Annotated in this window: 19 protein-coding genes; 8 read left to right on the top strand and 11 right to left on the bottom strand. The window is 69.4% G+C overall.

Annotated features, from left to right (window positions below):
- Nucleotides 1–7: 7 nt before the first annotated feature.
- Entirely contained in the window at nucleotides 8–1,249 is a 1,242-nt protein-coding gene (locus DDZ18_RS12010; protein ID WP_233245830.1) for a D-alanyl-D-alanine carboxypeptidase, read from the bottom strand.
- A 127-nt stretch (nucleotides 1,250–1,376) separates the two neighbouring features.
- Here DDZ18_RS12010 and DDZ18_RS14170 point away from each other — a divergent pair, with 127 nt between their 5' ends.
- The 3 genes from DDZ18_RS14170 (at nucleotide 1,377) to clpA (ending at nucleotide 4,957) form a co-directional block, all read left to right on the top strand.
- Nucleotides 1,377–2,096 (top strand): phasin family protein, encoded by a 720-nt coding sequence (locus DDZ18_RS14170; protein WP_233245829.1) that lies wholly within the window; start codon nucleotides 1,377–1,379, stop codon nucleotides 2,094–2,096.
- Nucleotides 2,097–2,296: 200 nt separating this feature from the next.
- Nucleotides 2,297–2,623, top strand: coding sequence for an ATP-dependent Clp protease adapter ClpS (gene clpS, locus DDZ18_RS12000; RefSeq protein WP_109253646.1), 327 nt, complete (start codon nucleotides 2,297–2,299; stop codon nucleotides 2,621–2,623).
- A 3-nt stretch (nucleotides 2,624–2,626) separates the two neighbouring features.
- Nucleotides 2,627–4,957, top strand: coding sequence for an ATP-dependent Clp protease ATP-binding subunit ClpA (gene clpA, locus DDZ18_RS11995; protein WP_109253645.1), 2,331 nt, complete (start codon nucleotides 2,627–2,629; stop codon nucleotides 4,955–4,957).
- A 566-nt stretch (nucleotides 4,958–5,523) separates the two neighbouring features.
- On the opposite strand, the gene DDZ18_RS11990 is transcribed toward clpA, so the two are convergent.
- A complete protein-coding gene (locus DDZ18_RS11990; protein ID WP_109253644.1) occupies nucleotides 5,524–6,351 on the bottom strand; it encodes an alpha/beta hydrolase in 828 nt (275 codons plus the stop codon).
- Nucleotides 6,348–6,938 (bottom strand): TetR/AcrR family transcriptional regulator, encoded by a 591-nt coding sequence (locus DDZ18_RS11985; protein WP_109253643.1) that lies wholly within the window; start codon nucleotides 6,936–6,938, stop codon nucleotides 6,348–6,350. Before DDZ18_RS11985 ends, DDZ18_RS11990 begins: the two co-directional genes overlap by 4 nt.
- Before the next feature lie 120 nt (nucleotides 6,939–7,058).
- Here DDZ18_RS11985 and DDZ18_RS11980 point away from each other — a divergent pair, with 120 nt between their 5' ends.
- Nucleotides 7,059–8,216: a DUF2235 domain-containing protein gene (locus DDZ18_RS11980; protein ID WP_158272155.1), complete on the top strand. Its 1,158-nt coding sequence runs from the start codon at nucleotides 7,059–7,061 to the stop codon at nucleotides 8,214–8,216.
- Here the strand turns inward: DDZ18_RS11980 and DDZ18_RS11975 are convergent.
- The 4 genes from DDZ18_RS11975 to DDZ18_RS11960 form a co-directional block, all read right to left on the bottom strand.
- Nucleotides 8,213–8,647 carry an HIT family protein gene (locus tag DDZ18_RS11975; protein WP_109253641.1) on the bottom strand — a complete coding sequence of 145 codons (435 nt, stop codon included), beginning with the start codon at nucleotides 8,645–8,647 and terminating at the stop codon, nucleotides 8,213–8,215. The two genes, DDZ18_RS11980 and DDZ18_RS11975, sit on opposite strands and share 4 nt — an antisense overlap.
- Nucleotides 8,625–9,194: a hypothetical protein gene (locus DDZ18_RS11970; RefSeq protein ID WP_109253640.1), complete on the bottom strand. Its 570-nt coding sequence runs from the start codon at nucleotides 9,192–9,194 to the stop codon at nucleotides 8,625–8,627. Before DDZ18_RS11970 ends, DDZ18_RS11975 begins: the two co-directional genes overlap by 23 nt.
- Before the next feature lie 29 nt (nucleotides 9,195–9,223).
- Nucleotides 9,224–10,366 carry a GNAT family N-acetyltransferase gene (locus DDZ18_RS11965; RefSeq protein ID WP_109253639.1) on the bottom strand — a complete coding sequence of 381 codons (1,143 nt, stop codon included), beginning with the start codon at nucleotides 10,364–10,366 and terminating at the stop codon, nucleotides 9,224–9,226.
- Nucleotides 10,367–10,449: 83 nt separating this feature from the next.
- A complete protein-coding gene (locus tag DDZ18_RS11960; RefSeq protein ID WP_109253638.1) occupies nucleotides 10,450–10,911 on the bottom strand; it encodes a RidA family protein in 462 nt (153 codons plus the stop codon).
- Nucleotides 10,912–11,055: 144 nt separating this feature from the next.
- Between DDZ18_RS11960 and DDZ18_RS11955 the strand changes: the two genes are divergently transcribed.
- Both DDZ18_RS11955 and DDZ18_RS11950 read left to right on the top strand, forming a co-directional pair.
- Nucleotides 11,056–11,955: an alpha/beta hydrolase family protein gene (locus tag DDZ18_RS11955; protein ID WP_109253637.1), complete on the top strand. Its 900-nt coding sequence runs from the start codon at nucleotides 11,056–11,058 to the stop codon at nucleotides 11,953–11,955.
- A 64-nt stretch (nucleotides 11,956–12,019) separates the two neighbouring features.
- Nucleotides 12,020–12,724, top strand: coding sequence for a glutathione S-transferase family protein (locus tag DDZ18_RS11950; protein WP_109253636.1), 705 nt, complete (start codon nucleotides 12,020–12,022; stop codon nucleotides 12,722–12,724).
- Between the two features lie 3 nt (nucleotides 12,725–12,727).
- Here the strand turns inward: DDZ18_RS11950 and DDZ18_RS11945 are convergent, their stop codons facing one another.
- A complete protein-coding gene (locus tag DDZ18_RS11945) occupies nucleotides 12,728–13,993 on the bottom strand; it encodes a DNA polymerase IV (RefSeq protein ID WP_109253635.1) in 1,266 nt (421 codons plus the stop codon).
- Nucleotides 13,990–14,904, bottom strand: coding sequence for an ROK family protein (locus tag DDZ18_RS11940; protein ID WP_109253634.1), 915 nt, complete (start codon nucleotides 14,902–14,904; stop codon nucleotides 13,990–13,992). The genes DDZ18_RS11945 and DDZ18_RS11940 overlap by 4 nt, the downstream gene beginning before the upstream one ends.
- A gap of 184 nt (nucleotides 14,905–15,088) precedes the next feature.
- On the opposite strand from DDZ18_RS11940, the gene DDZ18_RS11935 reads away from it, so the two are divergent.
- Together DDZ18_RS11935 and DDZ18_RS11930 are read left to right on the top strand one after the other, a co-directional pair.
- The gene (locus tag DDZ18_RS11935) at nucleotides 15,089–15,454 is read left to right on the top strand and encodes a response regulator (RefSeq protein WP_109253808.1); all 366 of its coding nucleotides are present in this window, start codon (nucleotides 15,089–15,091) and stop codon (nucleotides 15,452–15,454) included.
- A gap of 11 nt (nucleotides 15,455–15,465) precedes the next feature.
- Complete coding sequence (locus DDZ18_RS11930) at nucleotides 15,466–16,827, top strand: PleD family two-component system response regulator (protein ID WP_109253633.1); 1,362 nt, start codon at nucleotides 15,466–15,468, stop codon at nucleotides 16,825–16,827.
- Between the two features lie 63 nt (nucleotides 16,828–16,890).
- On the opposite strand, the gene rpmG is transcribed toward DDZ18_RS11930, so the two are convergent.
- Nucleotides 16,891–17,058 (bottom strand): 50S ribosomal protein L33, encoded by a 168-nt coding sequence (gene rpmG, locus DDZ18_RS11925; RefSeq protein ID WP_109253632.1) that lies wholly within the window; start codon nucleotides 17,056–17,058, stop codon nucleotides 16,891–16,893.
- An 81-nt stretch (nucleotides 17,059–17,139) separates the two neighbouring features.
- A complete protein-coding gene (locus tag DDZ18_RS11920; RefSeq protein ID WP_109253631.1) occupies nucleotides 17,140–18,315 on the bottom strand; it encodes an MFS transporter in 1,176 nt (391 codons plus the stop codon).
- Between the last annotated feature and the right edge of the window lie 27 nt (nucleotides 18,316–18,342).

Here is an 18,342-nt window from a genome sequence, read left to right as displayed (position 1 = left end):
CGCCGGATCAGGCGTGCGGGCTGACGGCGAAGCAGGACTCGCCGACGCTGGCCAGCCGCGCGCAGATGCGACGGGCCGCATCCGGTCCGACGCCGGAGAAGCGGGCGCGCCAGAGCGTGCGTCCGCCGCGGGCGACGGGCTCGGCCACCGGTTCGGCGGCGTTGAGCGGGGCGAGATCGGCGAGCGGCATGCGCGCAACGGCGTTCAGACGCTCCTCGGCGGCGCTGCGTGAGCCGAAGGCGCCCACCTGCACGGACCAGAGGGGGGCGAGGTCGAGCGTCGGCTCGGCGTCGTCGACGACGACGGAGACCGCTGGCGCGCCGGCGGCCGAGCCCATGGCGCGCGGCGCGTCGACATCGGAAAGTTCGGCGGTGAGGATTTCCTGCTCGCGGATCGGGTTGAGCCGGGGCGCCTGCCGCGCGGCCAGGACCAGGCCGTCCCGGCGCGCCTCCAGCGACGTGAAGGCGGCCTCGACGAGTTCGGTCGCATGGGCGTCGCGCACCGCCGCGGTCCGCCCGCCCATGACCACGGCGATCAGGCTCTGATCGGCGCGTTCGGCGGTCACGGCGATGTTGAAGCCCGACGCGCGGATATAGCCGGTCTTGAGCCCGGTCACGCCGTCGACGCGGCCGACCAGCGTGTTGTGGCTGCGATGGGTGACGCCGTCCCAGCGGAAGCGCGTTTCGGAAAAGTAGTGGAAGCGCTCGGGGAAATCGCGCCTGAGCGCATAGGCCAGGCGCGCCATGTCGCGCGCCGTCGTGCGCTGGCCGCGGTCGGGCAGGCCCGAGGCGTTGCGGAATGTCGTCGCCTCCAGCCCCAGCGTCCGGGCGCGCGCGGTCATCTGCGCGGCGAAGGCGGTTTCGTTGTCGGCGAGATGCTCGGCCACGGCCACGGCGACGTCGTTCGCGCTCTCGATGATCAGCGCCCGGATCGCCTCCTCGACGCCGATCGTATCGCCCGCATCGAGCCCGAGCTTCGACGCCGGCCGCGAGGCGGCTTCGGCCGAGGCGGTGATCTCGTCGTCCAGCGCGACTTCGCCGGCCTCGATCGCCTCGAACAGCATATAGAGCGTCATCATCTTGGTGAGCGAGGCGGGATATCGGGCGGCGTCGGCCTGGCGGGCGTGGAGGACCTCGCCGGTTTCCATGTCCGCGACGAACGCGGCATAGCGATCGGCGGCCCGGGCCGGGGACGTCGCGATCACGATCGCCAGCAGGATGAACAGGGCGCGCACCATGGCCGCCAGCATCCGCGCGAGCGGTTGCGACAGCGTTAACTCACCGGGATTTCCGGGTTTTGTGCAGCGCAACAAATTTCTTGACATCCGGGGCTTGAATAGAGATATTTGCTGCAGTTGCGAAGAAGCGAGTCGAGCCATGACGGACCAGTCCGAGAACGCCAAGACTCCCAAGCCGGAAGCCGCCGCCGAAACGCCGGCGCAGCCCGCCGCGAAAGCCGAGGCGGCTCCGGCCGCCAAGCCGGAAGCGGCGCCGGCGAAGGTCGACGATCCGAAACCGGCGGCCAAGCCCGAGAGCCCGGCCAAGGCGAAATCGGCGCCGAAGTCGAAGCCGGCCTCGAAGCCGCAGGCCCGGTCGAAAACCAAGTCGAAGGCCCGCAAGCCTTCCGAACCCCGCAGATACTCAGGAGCCTCCCAGATGAGCACCGCCAAGAAAGACGCCGCCAAGGAAACCATCGAGACCGTGACCGCGGCCTCCAACAAGGCCGTTCAGGACGGCTTCGAGCGCACGATGACCGCGCTCAACGACGCCAGCGCCTTCCAGAAGGAGACGGTCGACGCCGTCATCGCTTCGGCGACCGTCGCGTCGAAGTCGATCGAGGAGATCAACTCGAACACGCTCGAGTACGCCAAGAAGTCGATGGAGGACGGCGTGACCGCCGCCAAGTCGCTGGCCTCGGCCAAGTCCGTCCAGGACATGATCGAGATCCAGTCCGATTTCACCAAGTCAGCGCTCGACGCCTACCTGGCGCAGATCAACCGGAATTCGGAGCTGATGTCCGGCCTGTTCAAGGACAGCTTCAAGCCGCTCAATGACCGGATGGCCGCGGCCGTCGAGGTCATGCAATCCCAGCGCTAATCGCGCTGCGATGACGTCGCGCCGCGCCTCCCGCGGCGGACGGTATTCCTCCCAGAACTGGCCCGGCGATTTTCGCCGGGCCATTTTTTTTGCGCTGTGGACGGCCGCATCCGGGGGCTTCCCACTCGCTTAACCATTCCTATTTAATCTACAGGGCCGGGGTTGAGTCCCGGACGCGTGAGGGTGCATGCGACTCGGTCATGACGGAACGGAGAAGTCCCGCTGATCCCGGACGGCGCACGGGCGTGGCGCTCAAGCCGCGCGCCAAGACGAAGCGCCCGTCCATGTACAAGGTGCTGCTCCTCAACGACGACTACACCCCGATGGAGTTCGTCATCGAGATCCTGATGGCGATCTTCAACAAGGGCCAGGAGGACGCCACGCGCATCATGCTTCATGTCCATCAACACGGCGTGGGCGTGTGCGGGGTGTTCACCTACGAGGTCGCCGAGACCAAGGTGGTCCAGGTGATGGACGCGGCGCGCCGGGCGCAGCATCCTCTGCAGTGCACGATGGAAAAGGATTAGGTCTTGCCGTCATTTTCGCCCGCTCTCGAGGAAAGCCTCCACCGCGCGCTCGCGGCCGCGAATGAACGCAGCCACGAGTACGCCACGCTGGAGCACCTGCTCCTGTCGCTGTGCGACGACGAGGACGCCGGCGCGGTCATGCGCGCCTGCGACGTCGACGTGGAGGAGCTTCGCTCGACGCTGGCCGAATACATCGACGACGAACTCGCGACCCTCGTCGTCCAGGACGAAGAGGATGCCAAGCCGACCGCGGGCTTCCAGCGCGTCATCCAGCGCGCCGTCATCCATGTGCAGAATTCCGGCCGCGAGGAGGTCACCGGCGCCAACGTGCTGGTTGCGCTGTTCGCCGAGCGCGAGAGCCATGCGGCCTACTTCCTCGCCGAGCGCGACATGACCCGCTACGACGCGGTCAACTTCATCTCCCACGGCATCGCCAAGAAGCCGGGCGCGTCCGAGAGCCGCCGGCCGACCGGCTCCGAAGAGGCCGAGGATGAGGAGGCCAAGTCGGGCGACAAGGACGACGCGCTGGCCGCCTATTGCGTCGATCTCAACGCCAAGGCGCGCGCCGGCGGCGTCGATCCGCTGATCGGCCGCGAGGCCGAGGTCGAGCGCTGCGTCCAGGTGCTGTGCCGCCGGCGCAAGAACAACCCGCTGCTCGTCGGCGATCCCGGCGTCGGCAAGACCGCCATCGCCGAGGGACTGGCGCGCAAGATCATCGAGGGCGACGTCCCCGAGGTGCTCGAAGAGGCCGTCATCTATTCGCTCGACATGGGCACGCTGCTCGCCGGCACGCGCTATCGCGGCGATTTCGAGGAGCGCGTCAAGCAGGTGATCAAGGCGCTGGAGCAGCGCCCGCACGCCATCCTGTTCATCGACGAGATCCACACCGTCATCGGCGCCGGGGCCACGTCGGGCGGCGCGATGGACGCGTCCAACCTGCTCAAGCCGGCGCTGCAATCGGGCACGCTGCGGTGCATGGGTTCGACGACGTTCAAGGAGTATCGCCAGCACTTCGAGAAGGACCGCGCGCTGGCGCGCCGGTTCCAGAAGATCGACGTGGTCGAACCCTCGGTCGCCGACTCGATCAAGATCCTCCAGGGCCTGAAGCCCTATTTCGAGGAGTTCCACGACATCCGCTTCACCAACGAGGCGCTCAAGACCGCCGTCGAGCTGTCGGATCGCTATCTCGGCGACCGCAAGCTGCCCGACAAGGCGATCGACGTGATCGACGAGGCTGGCGCCTCAATGCGGCTCATCGCCCAGTCCAAGCGCAAGAAGACGATCGGCGTGAAGGAAGTCGAGACCGTCGTCGCCAAGATGGCGCGCATTCCTCCGAAGTCGGTGTCGAAGTCCGACGAGGCCGCGCTCAAGGATCTCGACACGGGCCTCAAGCGCGTCGTGTTCGGCCAGGACGAGGCGATCGACAAGCTGGCCTCGGCGATCAAGCTCGCCCGGGCGGGCCTGCGCGAGCCGGACAAGCCGATCGGCTGCTATCTGTTCTCCGGCCCGACGGGCGTGGGCAAGACCGAGGTCGCCCGCCAGCTCTCCTCGATCCTCGGCGTCGAGCTCCTGCGCTTCGACATGAGCGAGTACATGGAGCGCCACACGGTCAGCCGCCTGCTCGGCGCGCCGCCGGGCTATGTCGGCTACGACCAGGGCGGCCAGCTGACCGACGCCATCGACCAGCATCCCCACTCGGTGCTGCTGCTCGACGAGATCGAGAAGGCCCACCCGGACATCTTCAACATCCTGCTGCAGGTGATGGACAACGGCCATATCACCGACGCCAACGGCAAGAAGATCGACTGCCGCAACGTCGTGCTGATCATGACCACCAACGCCGGGGCGTCGGACGCGGAGAAGGAGGCCATCGGCTTCGGCCGCGGCAAGCGCGAGGGCGAGGACCAGGCCGCCATCGAGCGCCTGTTCACGCCGGAGTTCCGCAACCGCCTCGACGCGACCATTCCCTTCGCCGGGCTCAGCCCGGAGATCGTCGGCCGCGTGGTCGAGAAGTTCGTCCTGCAGCTCGAGGCCCAGCTCGCCGATCGCGGCGTGACCTTCGAGCTGTCCGACGCGGCGACGAAATGGCTCGCCGACAAGGGCTATGACGACAAGTTCGGCGCCCGCCCGCTCGGACGCGTGATCCAGGAGCACGTCAAGAAGCCGCTGGCCGACGAGATCCTGTTCGGTCAGCTCAAGAAGGGCGGCGTGGTCAAGGTCGATGTCGACCCGGCCGATCCCGAGCGGCTCGATTTCGAGATCATCCCCGCCGACCGCCTCAAGCCGAACAAGCCCAAGGGCTCGAAGACGAAGGACGAGGAGACGGTGCGGTAGGCGCTGTCGCGTCCGACAGAGCGAATTAGCCCGCCGGTTCGCGCCGGCGGGCTTTTTTCTGGCAGGCAGACCCGCCTCGACACTCTCATTGGTTCGGCCCTTGGACTTGCTCGCCCTCGCGGAGGCGAGGGACCCAAGGGGCCAGGATGGGGAGACGCGTTGCCCGGGAGTGGGCGCGTTCTCCTTTTGGGTTCCGGATTGCGTCGGCTGCGCTCTTGGGACGCAGGCCCGGTTCCTCTGGATCGCCGGGACAAGCCCGGCGATGACGATGAATCCCTTCATCCCGGCGTGTCATGGCCGGACTCGTTCCGGCCATCCAGAATCGTTCGTCGTCGGCGCCTGCCTGCGCCGTCGGGCCGCGAACTTGCCGGTGTCGCGTCTCCTCCCCTCATCTTGCTTCTCCCCTCCGGGAGGGGAGAAGGGGCGTCGGGGTCGAGCCTTATTCAGAACCGTCGCGCCGGGCGCCGATCCCTCTCCCCCTATCAAGGGGGAGAGGCGAAGGTGAGGAGGTGTATCGCGACTGAAGATGCGGGGTGAGGTCGCGTCGCGACCGCACCGTCGGACGCTCACCCGTCTTTCAAAAACCCCACAACCCTCTCCAGCACCGCCTGATCCCTCAGCACGCCGCGATGGCCGAGGTCGTCGAACAGCGCGAGCTCGGCGCCGGGCCAGGCCGCGGCGATGCGTTCGGCGGCGACGGGCGGGGCGATGCGGTCGTTTGTCCCGTGGACGATCAGCGCGCGGGCCGAGAAGGCGGGAGCGTCGCGCTCGACGCGAAATTCCTCCGCCGGCCGGCCCATGCGGAACTCGATGGCCTCCAGCAGGAGCCGGATCGCGCGGCCCGACAGTCCCATGGCGCGGCCCTGGAAGGCGACATTGTCGGGCAGCGCGTTGGGCGCGCCGAGGCTGACGACGGCGGCCGGCGCGAGGCCGTGATCGCGCATGGCGACGACGGTCGCGGGCGTGCCCATCGAGTGGGCGACGACGGCGTGGGGCCGGCCCAGCTCGGCGGCCGCCGCGCCGAGCCCGGCGGCGAAATCGACCATGGTCGCGCGTTCGCCTTCGGAGGCGCCGTGGGCGGGGCCGTCGATCAGCGCCACCGCGAAGCCGGCCTTCATCACTGCCTCGGCGAGGGTGGAGAGATCGGCGCTGTCGGCCTCCCAGCCGTGCTGGAACAAGACCAGCGGCCCGTCGCCGCCGGCATGGACGCGCTGCCGGCCGAGCGGACCGGTGATCCAGCCCGCCTCGAGGCTGTCGACGAACTCGCGCCCGCGATCGGTCTGGCTGCGCTTGCGCGGCGTGACGAAGCGCTTGCCGGCGACGCGCTTGTAGCCGGCCGGATTGATCAGCGCGGAGAGATTGGCCATCCAGATGGCCGGCTTGGCGACCGTCATGCCGAGGCGGCCCGGAACAGGCGGGCAAACTCGGCCTCGGCGAGTTCGATCGCGTCGTCGCGTTCCTGGATCGCGGCGTAGGAATGCAGCGCCAGGCCGGCGGCCTCGAACGCGAAGGCGAAGCGGGCGGGCTTGAGGTCGGGGCGGAAATCGCCCTCGCGGATCGCGAGCCCCGCCAGCCGCTCGAGATAGGCCGTCCAGTCGCGCCGCGCCTGGCGCGCGGTCTCGGCGGCGGGCGCCGTCAGGCCCGGCGTTTCGAAAGCGGCCTGCAGCAGTGGGCAGGGGCGGCCGCGCCTGGGATCCATCAGCCAGCCGATCCAGCGCGCGGCGAGAGCCTCCAGGCGGCCGCGGGCGCGATGGGCCTTGCGGGCGGGATCGATGACGTCGGCGCGGAAGCGCGCCGAGGCGGCCTCGATGATCGCGACCTGGAGCTTGTCCTGGCCGCCGAAGCGGGCGAACAGCCCGCTCTTCGACATGTCGGCGGCTTCGGCGAGGTGGCCGATGGACAGCCCCGCATAGCCGGTGCGCGCGGTCTCGGCGAGGGCGGTGTCGAGGATGCGGGCGCGGGTGTCTTCGGATTTGCTCATGAATCGTATTTACGAACGATCGTTCGAAAATGCAAGGGCGCGCGCCGTGCGCTCTCCGGCCGCGCCGCTATCCGCTCCCTGATACAAGTCATGGTAGAGTGCGCCGCGGAGGCGTCGTCCATGAAGCGCATCGCCATCTTCTGCGACGGAACCTGGAACGGGCTCGACGCGCCCGAGCCGACCAATGTCGTCAAGCTCGCCGAGGCCGTCGCAGGCGCGGACGCCGAAGGCGCGCCGCAGATCGTCTGGTACGGCGAGGGCGTGGGGACCGGCCAGCCGGTGCTGGGCCGGGCGGAGAAATTCCTCGGCGGGGCGTTCGGCGTCGGCCTGATGGCCAATGTCGAGGCCGCCTACCGCTTCCTCGTGTTCAACCATGCCCCCGGCGACGCGATCTACATCTTCGGCTTCTCGCGCGGCGCCTTCACCGCGCGCACGCTGGCGGGACTGATCCGCAATGCGGGGATCGTCAGACGAAGCTCCGCGCGCCGGATCAAGGACGCCGTCAGGCTCTATCGCAGCCGCGATCCGAACGATCATCCCGACGCCGACCGGGCCTGCGCCTTCCGCGCCGAGCACGCGCCGGACATGCATGTCAGCGAACACGATCTCGCCTGGCGGCGGGCGAACCGCCCCGGTCTCGCCGAACGGTCGACGCCGCTCACCATCCGCCACATGGGGCTCTGGGACACGGTCGGCGCGCTCGGGGTTCCCAACCATCTCTTCATCGCCGCGCTGTTCAACCGGCGCTATCGCTTCCACGACGCGCGCATCAGCGCGATGGTCGAGAGCGCCCGGCACGCGCTCGCGATCGACGAGACGCGGCGCATCTTCGACGCTTCTCCCTGGGATCGCGACAAGCTCGACCGGCTCAACGCCGAGGCCGACGTCGAGCCCGCGCCGTACCAGCAGCAATGGTTCCCCGGCGATCACGGCTCGGTCGGCGGGGGCGGGGACGTCACGGGCCTGTCCGACGGCGCTTTGCTCTGGGTGAAAGCGGGCGCGGAGGCCGCCGGCCTGCGCTTCGAACCCGACGCCATCTCGGGGCTTGCCCCGGACGCCTGCGCGCCGCTCAGAAACATCAGCGGCAAGAAAGGCGTCGACCTCCTGGGGTGGGTGTCGCGCCGGCCGCGCTCCGGCCCCGAACGGCTCGACGCCGTGTCCGATCCGGCCGTCACCCGCTGGCGCTCGCCGCCCGAAACGCTGCCCGAGCGCGAGGTCTACCGGCCCGCGACGCTCAAGCGCGTCGCCGCCGAACTCGACGCGCCGCCCGCGGGCTAGAGCTTCGCGCGAATTTTCTCGGCGAGCTTTTCGAGTTCGCCCGTGTCCGCCATCTCGCCGGACCCGCCGTGCCGGCCGAGGCCGCGGCCTTCCCAGCGCGGGATGATGTGGAAGTGGATGTGGAACACGCTCTGCCCGGCGGGCGCGCCGTTGAACTGGGTGACCACCACCCCGTCGGGCTCCAGCGCGGCCTCGACGGCCTTCGCGACCTTCTTCACCCGCGTGATCGCCTCGCGCGCGGCCTCGTCGGACAGCTCCAGCAGGTTGCGCGCCTTCTCCTTGGGCAGGACCAGGGTGTGGCCCTCGGTTTGCGGGAAGACGTCCATGAAGGCGAGCACGTGGTCGTCTTCGTAGACCTTCACCGCCGGCGCCTCGCCGCGCAGGATCTTGGCGAAGATATTGTCGTCGTCATAGGTCCCGTGAAGGCTCATCGGGGTGCTCTCCTGAGGCTTGCATTTCGTCTCTCGGTTCATAACCAACCGAGCGCGTCCAGCCCAGCAGCGCCTTGATCCGCGGCTCCAGGGCGCCCGGTGCGAGGTATCGGCGGATCGCGGCCAAGCTCAATTTCCCATCGGGCGGCCGGTACCCAAGCTCCTCTTCGGTGAACGCATCGGGTTTGGCGGGGAGAAACCGGCGGCGGCAGGCAGTACAGATCCTTTTGCGTCGCAGGATCGGCACCAAATAGAATCCGTCCAGGAAGAGAAAGACCGCCGTGATCGCCAACACGCGCCGCAGACGGCGGCTTCGACCACCGCACTGCTGGCAGGAAAATGGCGGCTCCACGACATCCGCACCTGATGCAGCGAGAAAATCCCGCGCTGCCTCGACATGAGGCTCAGTGACCAGAAGCCGGTACTGGTGGAATGAGCCAACCTCGAGATTCGGATAGGCGGCGAATCCGGTCAGCTCCGGCGACCAAGCCTCGAGCCCGGCGCTGCGCAGCAGGCTGACCTCGACCAGCGCTTCCGAACGGGTCATCAGATGACGTATTGGAACCCACCGCCCCATCATCCTCGCTTATAGGGCGAATCCCTTTCCAGCTCCACGATCTCGGATTCGACCGCGGGGCGCTCCTGTTCCAGGAAGCGCGCGACGGCGTCCGACAGGCCCGGGTTCGTAAGGTAGTGGGCGGAATAGACGGGTCTAGGCCGGTAGCCGCGCGCCATCTTGTGCGGCCCCTGCGCGCCGGCCTCGACTCGTTTCAGTCCGCGATCGATCGCGAAGTCGACGGCCCGGTGGTAGCACAGCTCGAAATGCAGGTTGTCCTGGTGCTCGAGGCAGCCCCAGTAGCGGCCGAACAGCGCCTCCGAACCGATGAAGTTGAGCGCCGCGGCGATCCAGCGGCCGTCGCGACGGGCCATCACCAGCAGCACGTCCTCGGCCATGCGTTCGTGGACCAGCGAAAAGAATTCGCGATTGAGATAGGGCGAGCCCCACTTGCGTTCGCCGGTGTCCTGGTAGCAGGCGAAGAAGACGTCCCAATGCTCTTCGGTCAGATCGCTTCCCGTCAGCGGGACGATCTCGAGGCCGGCCTGCGCGGCCGCGCGCTCCTTCCTGAGCGCCTTGCGCTTGCGCGAGGACAGCGCGGCGAGGAAGTCGTCATAGCTGGCGTAGCCGTCATTCTCCCAGATGAACTGGATGTCAGCGCGGCGAAGCAGGCCGAGCTCGCCCAGCCGCGCCCACTCGGGCTCGAACGGGAACAGCACGTGCCAGCCCGACACGCCCCACTCGGCGCAGACCTTCATCGCCGCGCCGGCGAGCAGGTCGCGCACCTCGGGCTCGGGCGACAGCAGGCGGCGTCCCGTCGCCGGTGTGAACGGGACGGCGGTCAGCAGCTTGGGATAGTAGGCGCCGCCGGCGCGCTCGAGCGCATGCGCCCAGGCGTGGTCGAACACGTACTCGCCATAGGAATGCCCTTTGAGATAGAGCGGCAGCGCGCCGACAAGCTTTCCGTCGCCGTCCTCTGCGAGGAGGTGCCGCGGCCCCCAGCCGGCCTCCTCGACCGCCGAGCCGGACGTCTCCAGCGCATCCAGGAACGCCCAGCTCAGGAAGGGGTCGCAGGCCGCGCCCGGCGGATTGGCGACGGCGTCCCAGGCCCCCGGGGAGACCTCGCCCAGGCGCTCGATCATCCGGATTCGGACATCGCTCATGCGGTCGGGGATCCGGCGGCGGTCGCGGACATGGTCATGCCGGCGAATATAGGCTCTGGATCGTCGCGCGTGAGGCCTCGCCCTCAGCCGATCTCGATCACGGCGTCGATCTCGACGGCCGTGCCCAGAGGAAGCGCGGCCACGCCGACGGCCGACCGCGCATGACGCCCCTTCTCGCCGAAGACCTGGCCAATGAGGTCGGAGGCGCCGTTGATGACCTGGGGCACGTCGGTGAAGGAGGGGTCGGCGGCGACGAAGCCGCCCAGCTTCACGACCCGCCTGACCCGATCCAGGTCGCCGTCGCAGGCGATCTTGAACTGGGCGATCAGGTTGAGCGCGCAGTAGCGCGCGGCCGCCTGGCCGCCGGCGACGTCGAGATTCTGGCCCAGCACGCCTGTTACAAGCCCGTCCGGACCTTTCGCGATCTGGCCCGAGACGTGAACCAGATCACCGCTGCGCACGAAGGGCACGTAGTTCGCCACGGGCGCGACGGGCTCGGGCAGCTCGAGGCCGAGCTCCTTCAGGCGGGCGTCGACGTCGGACATGAACAGGCTCCTTGCTGCGGCGGGGCGCTCGATTCATACCCGTCGGCGCTGCGTCCGGCCAGCCGTGCGCGCTTGAACAAAACCTGTGGAAAAGTCCACACTGAAGCGGGGCGCAAAGGGGGTGTAGCGGTGAGAGGGGACTCCATGGACCAGTTCGCCGGCCACCAACCGGAGACGCGCGCCGTCGCCTTCGCCGCCGAGGACGGCCGGACGCTGCGCGGGCGCCTCATCGCGCCGGCTGCGCCGATCGCGGTGATGGTGATCAATCCCGCCACCGGGTACCGCCAGGACTTCTACACCGCCTTCGCCGAGGCCTCGGCGCGCCAGGGCTGGGCGGTGCTTGTCTGGGACTATCGCGGGCAGGGCGCCTCCCGCGAGGTCGCGTTCGCCGACGAGGACGCGCGCATGCTCGACTGGGGTCTGCGCGACATGCCCGCCGCGGCGCGGTTCGCATGCGAAGAATATCCGGGCCTGCCGCTCGATGTCGTCGGCCACTCGATCGGCGGGCATTTCGTGCCGCTCATCGACGGCGACCTGCCGCTGCGGCGCGTCGCGCTGCTCTCCTCGTCCTCGGGCTACTGGGGGCTCCACAGCGCGCCCGTGAAGCATCTCGGCTGGCTGTTCTGGCGCGTCGTCGGACCGCTCCAGCTGGCGCTGAAGGGCCATGTCCCGAGGGGCCGTCTCTGGCGCGGCGAGCCGCTGCCGGCCGGCGTCTGGAATGACTGGCGCGACTGGGGGGTCACGCCGGACTATTTCCGCGACACGCTCGCCGAGACCGGCCTGCTCAGCCGATATGCGGCATTCAACACGCCGGTCTGCGCCTGGGTCGCCGACGACGACCCGATCGCGACGCCGGCGGCGACGCGCTGGCTGCTCGCCCAGTTCGAAAGCGCGCCGACGGAGATGAAAATCGTCCGCCACGCCGATCTCGGCCGCGGCCGCATCGGCCATGACGGCTTCTTCCGCGAGAAGATGGCCGACGTGTTCTGGCCCCAGGTCTGGCGCTGGCTCGCCGCCGAGGCGCCGGCGCGCGCGGCGGCGTGACGCCGCTCGGCGGAACCGACGCGCCGTGCTAGAGCGTTGAGCCGTCCGGCCGCGGAGCCAGTCCATGTACGTCCTCAACATCGCCAACAAGAACTACTCCTCCTGGTCGCTGAGGCCGTGGGCGCTGATGCGCGAGCGCCACATCGCGTTCGAGGAGCGGCTTCACCCCTTCAATCCGGAGGGCTCGAGCTTCGAGATGTTCCGCGCCTTCTCCCCGAACGGGATGGTTCCCTGCCTGGAGGACGGCGCCTGGAAGGTCTGGGACAGCCTGGGGATCGCGGAGTATCTCGCCGAGCGTCACGCCGGCGTCTGGCCCAAGGACGCCGCCGCCCGGGCCTGGGCGCGCTGTGCGGCCGCCGAGATGCACTCGGGTTTCCCGGCGCTTCGCGAACACTGCTCGATGTCGGTGGGCGTTCGCGTGCGGCTCGCCGAGACGTCGCCGGCGCTGACGAAGGATCTCGCCCGTATCGACGAACTCTGGTCGGAAGGTCTCGACCGCTGGGGCGGACCGTTCCTGTGCGGCGAGACCTTCGGCGCCGTCGACGCCTTCTACGCGCCGGTCGCCTTCCGCGTGCGCGGCTACGGGCTGGCGCTGGGCGAGACGGCCGCGGCCTACGCCGAACGCCTGCTCGATCTGCCCTCGATGCGGGAGTGGGAGGCCGACGCGCTCGCCGAACCTTGGCGCGAGCCCGCCCACGACGCCGAGATCGCCGCCCGCGGCGCGGTGATCGAGGACCGGCGCGTCGATCCGGCCTTCGCCACGGAATAGGCCTCAGCGCTTGAGCATGCGGCCCTTGATGACGGCGTCGCCGCCGAATTTCTCGCGCGCGGCGTCCATGGCGCGTTCGGCCGCCGCCCGCCGGGACGCGTCGGGATCAAGCAGATCCATCGCGTCGCCGCCGGCGGTCTCCAGCGCGCCGTAGCCGATCCCGATCAGCCGATAGCGCACGCCGGGCTTCTCCCGGGCGAGCATCTCGCGCCCGATCCGGAACAGCGTGTCGGCGAGCTGGGCGGCCTCGGGCAGCGTGCGCCGGCGCGTCAGCGTGCGGAACTGGGCGGTCTTGAGCTTGAGCGTCACCACGCGGCCGGCGAGCCCCGCCTTCTTCATCCGGTCGGCGACCTTCACGCACAGCGGCCAGAGCCGGGTCTCGAGCGCCTCGACCTCGGCGATGTCGGCGTCGAACGTGGTCTCGGCGGAAACGCTCTTGCGATCACGCTGCGGGCTGACGCTGCGCGTATCCTCGCCGCGGGCGAGGCGGTGCAGGCGCAGGCCGGCCTCGCCGTGGCGCTTCATCATCTCGCGCTCGTCGAGCTTCAGGACGTCGGCGAGCGTGCGCAGGCCCTCGGCTTCGAGCTTTTTCGCAAAGACGGGACCCACGCCATAGACCGCGCTGACCGGCAGGGCGGCGAGGAAGGCCGGCGCGTCGGCCTCGCCGATCGAAGCGAAGCCGTCGGGCTTGTCGAGGTCGGAGGCGGTCTTGGCCAGGAACTTGTTGTAGCTGAGCCCGATCGAGACGGTGACGCCGACCTCGTCGCGGATGCGCTGCTGCAGCTTGAGCAGGGTGAGCGCCGGGGGCGCGCCGTGCAGTCGCTCGGTGCCGGAGAGATCGAGGAAGGCCTCGTCGATCGAGAGCGGCTCGACGAGCGGCGTGACGTCCTCCATCAGGCGGCGGATACGCCGGCCTTCCTCGGCGTAGACCTCCATGCGCGGACGGATGACGACGGCGTCCGGACACGCCTTGAGCGCCTTGAACATCGGCATCGCCGACTTCACGCCGTAGAGCCGGGCGACGTAGCACGCCGTCGCGACGACGCCGCGTCGCCCGCCGCCGATGATCACCGGCTTGTCCTCGAGGCCCGGATCGTCGCGCTTTTCGATGGCGGCGTAGAAGGCGTCGCAGTCGAGATGGGCGACCGACAACGCGTTGATCTCCGCGTGGCGGGCCAGCCGCCGGCTGCGGCAGGACGGGCAGGCGGGATCGCCCGAGTCGACCGCGGCGAAGCAGTCGCGGCACCAGCCCGGGGCGCAGGCGGTCATGACCCGGCTTCTCCCGGCGCGGGCCAGAGCCACGCCGCCCCGCGCACGCCCGAGGAATCGCCGTGGGCGTTGCGGCGTACATCGACGCGCAGCTCGTCGGTGAAGGCCCAGTCGGCGAGGCGCGCGTTCAGGTCCTCGGCGATGCCGGGCAGGTTCGACAGCCCGCCGCCGAGCACGATCGCCTCGGGATCGAGGATGTTCACGACCGTCGCCAGCGATCGCGCCAGTCGGTCGCGATGCCTGGCGAGCGCGTCCCGCGCGAGCGAATCCCCGGCCGATGCGGCTTCGACGATTTCCTCGACGGACTCGGCCTGTCCGCCGGCGCGGACGTAATCGGCGACAAGCGCGGGCCCCGAGCACCAGGCTTCGACGCAGCCGCGCTTGCCGCATTTGCACGCCGGGCCGGGCGTCTCGTCCGGTCGCGCCCAGGGCAGGCCGGCATGACCCCACTCGCCGGCGATGAAGTCGGCGCCGGAGAGCAGGCGACCGTCGACGACCACGCCGCCGCCGACGCCGGTGCCCAGGATTGCGCCGAAGACGATGCGGGCGTCCGCCGCCGCGCCGTCGCGCGCCTCGGACAGCGCGAAGCAGTTGGCGTCGTTGGCGCAGCGCACGGGCCGGCCCAGCGCCGCTTCCAGATCCTGGTTAAGGCGCCGGCCGTTGAGGTCCGTCGAATTCGCGTTTCGCACGCATCCCGTGCGCGGGTTGATCGAACCGGGGTGGCCGACGCCGACCGGGGCGTCGGACAGGCCGGCCTCGTTCGCGATCGCGGCGACGAGTTCCCCGATCGCGCGAATCTTGGCGTCGTAGTCCTGCGGCGAAGCGACGCGGCGGCGTGCGCGGATCGCGCCGGCGGCGTCGATCGCCGCCGCCTCGATTTTCGTGCCGCCGAGATCAACCCCGAGGCGCATCGCGCCGCGACCTCCGTGTGATGGATTCCACGCCATCGGTTCCTATCTTGTTCCGCGACGCCGCGGAAGCCGGCGACTCATCCTTGATTAAGGAAGATAGGGTTTAGTGGTCCGTGGATGGTCAAGAGCCCGAGCCGGAAAGGCGGGGCCACGGGGAGAGCGCGCGGTCACCATGCTGCAGGTCATGCCCAAGAAAGTTCTGATCGTTGAAGACAACGAGCTGAACATGAAGCTCTTTCATGATCTGCTCGAGGCGCACGGCTACGAGACCGTGCAGACGCGCGAGGGCCTCAAGGCGCTTGAGCTCGCGCGTGAGCACAAGCCGGATCTGATCCTCATGGACATTCAGCTGCCCGAGGTCTCGGGCCTGGACGTCACCAAGTGGATCAAGAATGACGCCGAGCTGGCCTCGATCCCGGTCGTGGCGGTGACGGCCTTCGCCATGAAGGGAGACGAGGAGCGCATCCGCGAGGGCGGCTGCGAGGGCTATCTGTCCAAGCCCATCACCGTCTCGACCTTCATCGAGACGCTCAAGAAGTTTCTGGAATAGGGGGTGCGAGGATGAGCGCGCGCATCCTCGTCGTCGACGACAACGAAACCAACAGGCGTCTGCTCGAAGCGCGGCTGAGCGCCGAGTATTTCGAGGTCACCCTGGCCGCCGACGGCGAGCAGTGCCTGGAGCTCGCGCGCACGACCGATCCGGATCTCATCATTCTCGACATCATGATGCCGGGGCTGAACGGCTTCGAGGTTTGCCGGCGTCTCAAGTCCGACCCCGCGACCCGGCACGTGCCGGTGATCATGGTCACCGCGCTCGACGAGCGCGACGACCGCATCAAGGGCCTGGAGGCCGGCGCCGACGATTTCCTGACCAAGCCGGTCGACGACATCGCGCTGTTCGCCCGCGTGCGCTCTCTGCTCCGTCTCAAGGTGGTGATGGACGAGCTGCGCCTGCGCGACGAGGCCGGCGCCCGTGTCGATCCCGACGAGCCTGAAGACCGGGAGGTCGTTTCGGGTCGGATCATCGTGTCGGCTCCGGACGAGACCGTCGCGGAACGGCTGATCGCGAAGCTGCCCCGCTCGTTCGACGCCGACGCCGTGCTCGAGCCGGCCGCCGCGGTCCGCGAGGCCGGTCAGGCGGACATGCTTCTCATCGATCTGACCTCGCCGCGCTTCGACGGGCTGCGGCTCTGCGCGCGCCTGCGGTCCGACGCGGCGACGCGGCATCTGCCGATCCTGGCCATCGTCGCCCCCGACGATCGCCAGACCATGGTTCGCGCGCTGGATCTCGGCGTGAACGACGTGGTCTACCGCCCCGTCGACGGCGGCGAGCTGGCCGCGCGCGTCCGGACCCAGCTGCGTCGCCGCCGCTACGCCGACAAGCTGCGCGACCGCCTCGAGGAGAGCCTCGAGATGGCGGTGACGGACGCGCTGACGGGTTTGCCCAACCGCCGCTACGTCATTTCGCGCCTGCGCCAGGCGCTGGATTCCTACGACCGGGACCAGACGCCGCTGAGCATCATCCTGATCGATATCGATCACTTCAAACCGATCAACGACACCCACGGCCATCAGGCCGGCGACGAGGTGCTCACCGCCTTCGCCCAGCGCATGGGCGAGCAGTTGCGCGCCGTCGATATCGCCGGGCGGATCGGGGGCGAGGAGTTCATGGTGATCCTCGCCGGAGCGGGGCGGGAGACCGCGCTGGAGGCCGCCGAGCGCGTGCGCGCCCACGTCGCGCGCGAGCCCTTCACCGCCAAGGCGACGGGCGATCCGCTCGAGGTCACCGTCAGCGCCGGCGTGGCGGAAGCCGTCGCCGGCGACACGGCCGAGACGCTGATGGATCGCGCCGACGCGGCGCTCTACGACGCCAAGGCGGGCGGACGGAATCTGGTCGTGGCCGCAAAGGAAAAGGCCGCGTAGGACGCGGCCTTTCACGGTCGATGCATCGGAGTTGAAAACCGCCGGCGACGCGGCCGGGGAAGGCTACTTGATCTTGCCTTCCTTGAACTCGACATGCTTGCGCGCGATCGGGTCGTACTTCTTGAGCACGAGCTTCTCGGTCATCGTGCGCGCATTCTTCTTCGTCACGTAGAAATAGCCGGTGTCCGCCGTGGAGTTGAGGCGGATCTTGATGGTCGTCGGTTTGGCCATGGTCGCGCACCCGTGCAAGCATGAAAGCGCCGGCTCATGCGGCGCTGCGGACGCGCGAACATACTCGCGCGCGGTCCGGTGTCAATGCCGATCGCGGCGCACGATCGGCGATGTTCCGACAAGATACAGCGCGGCCAGCGCGGCGGCCACCGCCATCAGCCCCTGCGGGTCCCAGGCGTCCATTCCCGCGCCCGAAATCGGCGGCCCCACGAGGGAGCCGAGGCCGTAGGCGAAGATGAAGGCGGCGTTGGCCGTCGCCATCGCCCCGCCGCTCAGCCGTTCGCCGATCCGCGCAAGCCCGACGGTGTAGAAGCCGCCGGCGACGCCGACATAGACGAAGACGAGCGGGAAGAGCAGGGGCTTGGACGCGCCGGCCAGAAGGATCGCGATCGGCAGGACGACGCTGGCGACCGCGATCAGGCGCAGCGCCTCGAGGCGTCCGATGCGGTCGGCGAAGCGCCCGATCGGGATTTGCAGCGCGATGGCGCCGAGCGCGCCGACGGCGACCAGCAGGCCGACGGCGGGCACCGACAGGCCGAGCCGCTCGGCGTAGACCGGGAACAGCCCGAAGATGTTGGTCTCCAGCGCCCCGAAGACGAGCCCGGCGAGGATCGCCGCCGGCGTCAGCCGGCCCGCCCGCAGGATCGCCCGCGGTCCCGCGTCCGCCTTGTCGGGCGGCTCGAGGCCGGGCCCCTTCAGCACTGCGATCGGGATCGCACCGAGAAAGAAGATCGCCGCGCCGGCGAGCCAGGGCAGCCAGCCCTCCGCGCCGAGGACAGCGAGCAGCACGCCGCCCGAGCCGAAACCCGCCGACAGCACCGTGGCGTAGGCGGCCAGCAGGCTGGCGCGCCGGTCCGGCTTGGCGAGCTGGTTGATCCACGTCTCGCTGGCCACGAAGACCACCGTCACGGTCAGGCCGATCAGGAAGCGAATGACGAACCAGGCCGTGACGTCGCGCATGGCGGGAAAGGCGATCAGGCCGAGGCCGGTCAGAAGCGCGCTCGCGATGACGACGCGTCGCGCCGGCAGGCGGGCGAGCAGGGCGGGGATGATCGGGGTGGCGACGACGGTCGACAGCGCCGCCATGGCCGCATTGGCGCCGACCACCGCGCCGGATCCCGTCATGACTTCGAGATTGAGCGCGATGAGCGGCATCAGCAGGCCGAAGCCGCATCCCGCCAGCGCCGCGCACAGGATGGCCGCGGAGAGCGATCGGGTGCGCGCATGCGCGTCGTCGGTGAGGAAGGCGCGGATCATGACCGGCTTATAGCCGCGCGTCGCCGC

The organism is Marinicauda salina (assembly GCF_003122085.1).
GTDB classification, from domain to species: domain Bacteria; phylum Pseudomonadota; class Alphaproteobacteria; order Caulobacterales; family Maricaulaceae; genus Maricicauda_A; species Maricicauda_A salina.
The sequence above is the reverse complement of the archived record's forward strand: the minus strand, read 5'-3'. Positions and strand labels throughout refer to the sequence as shown.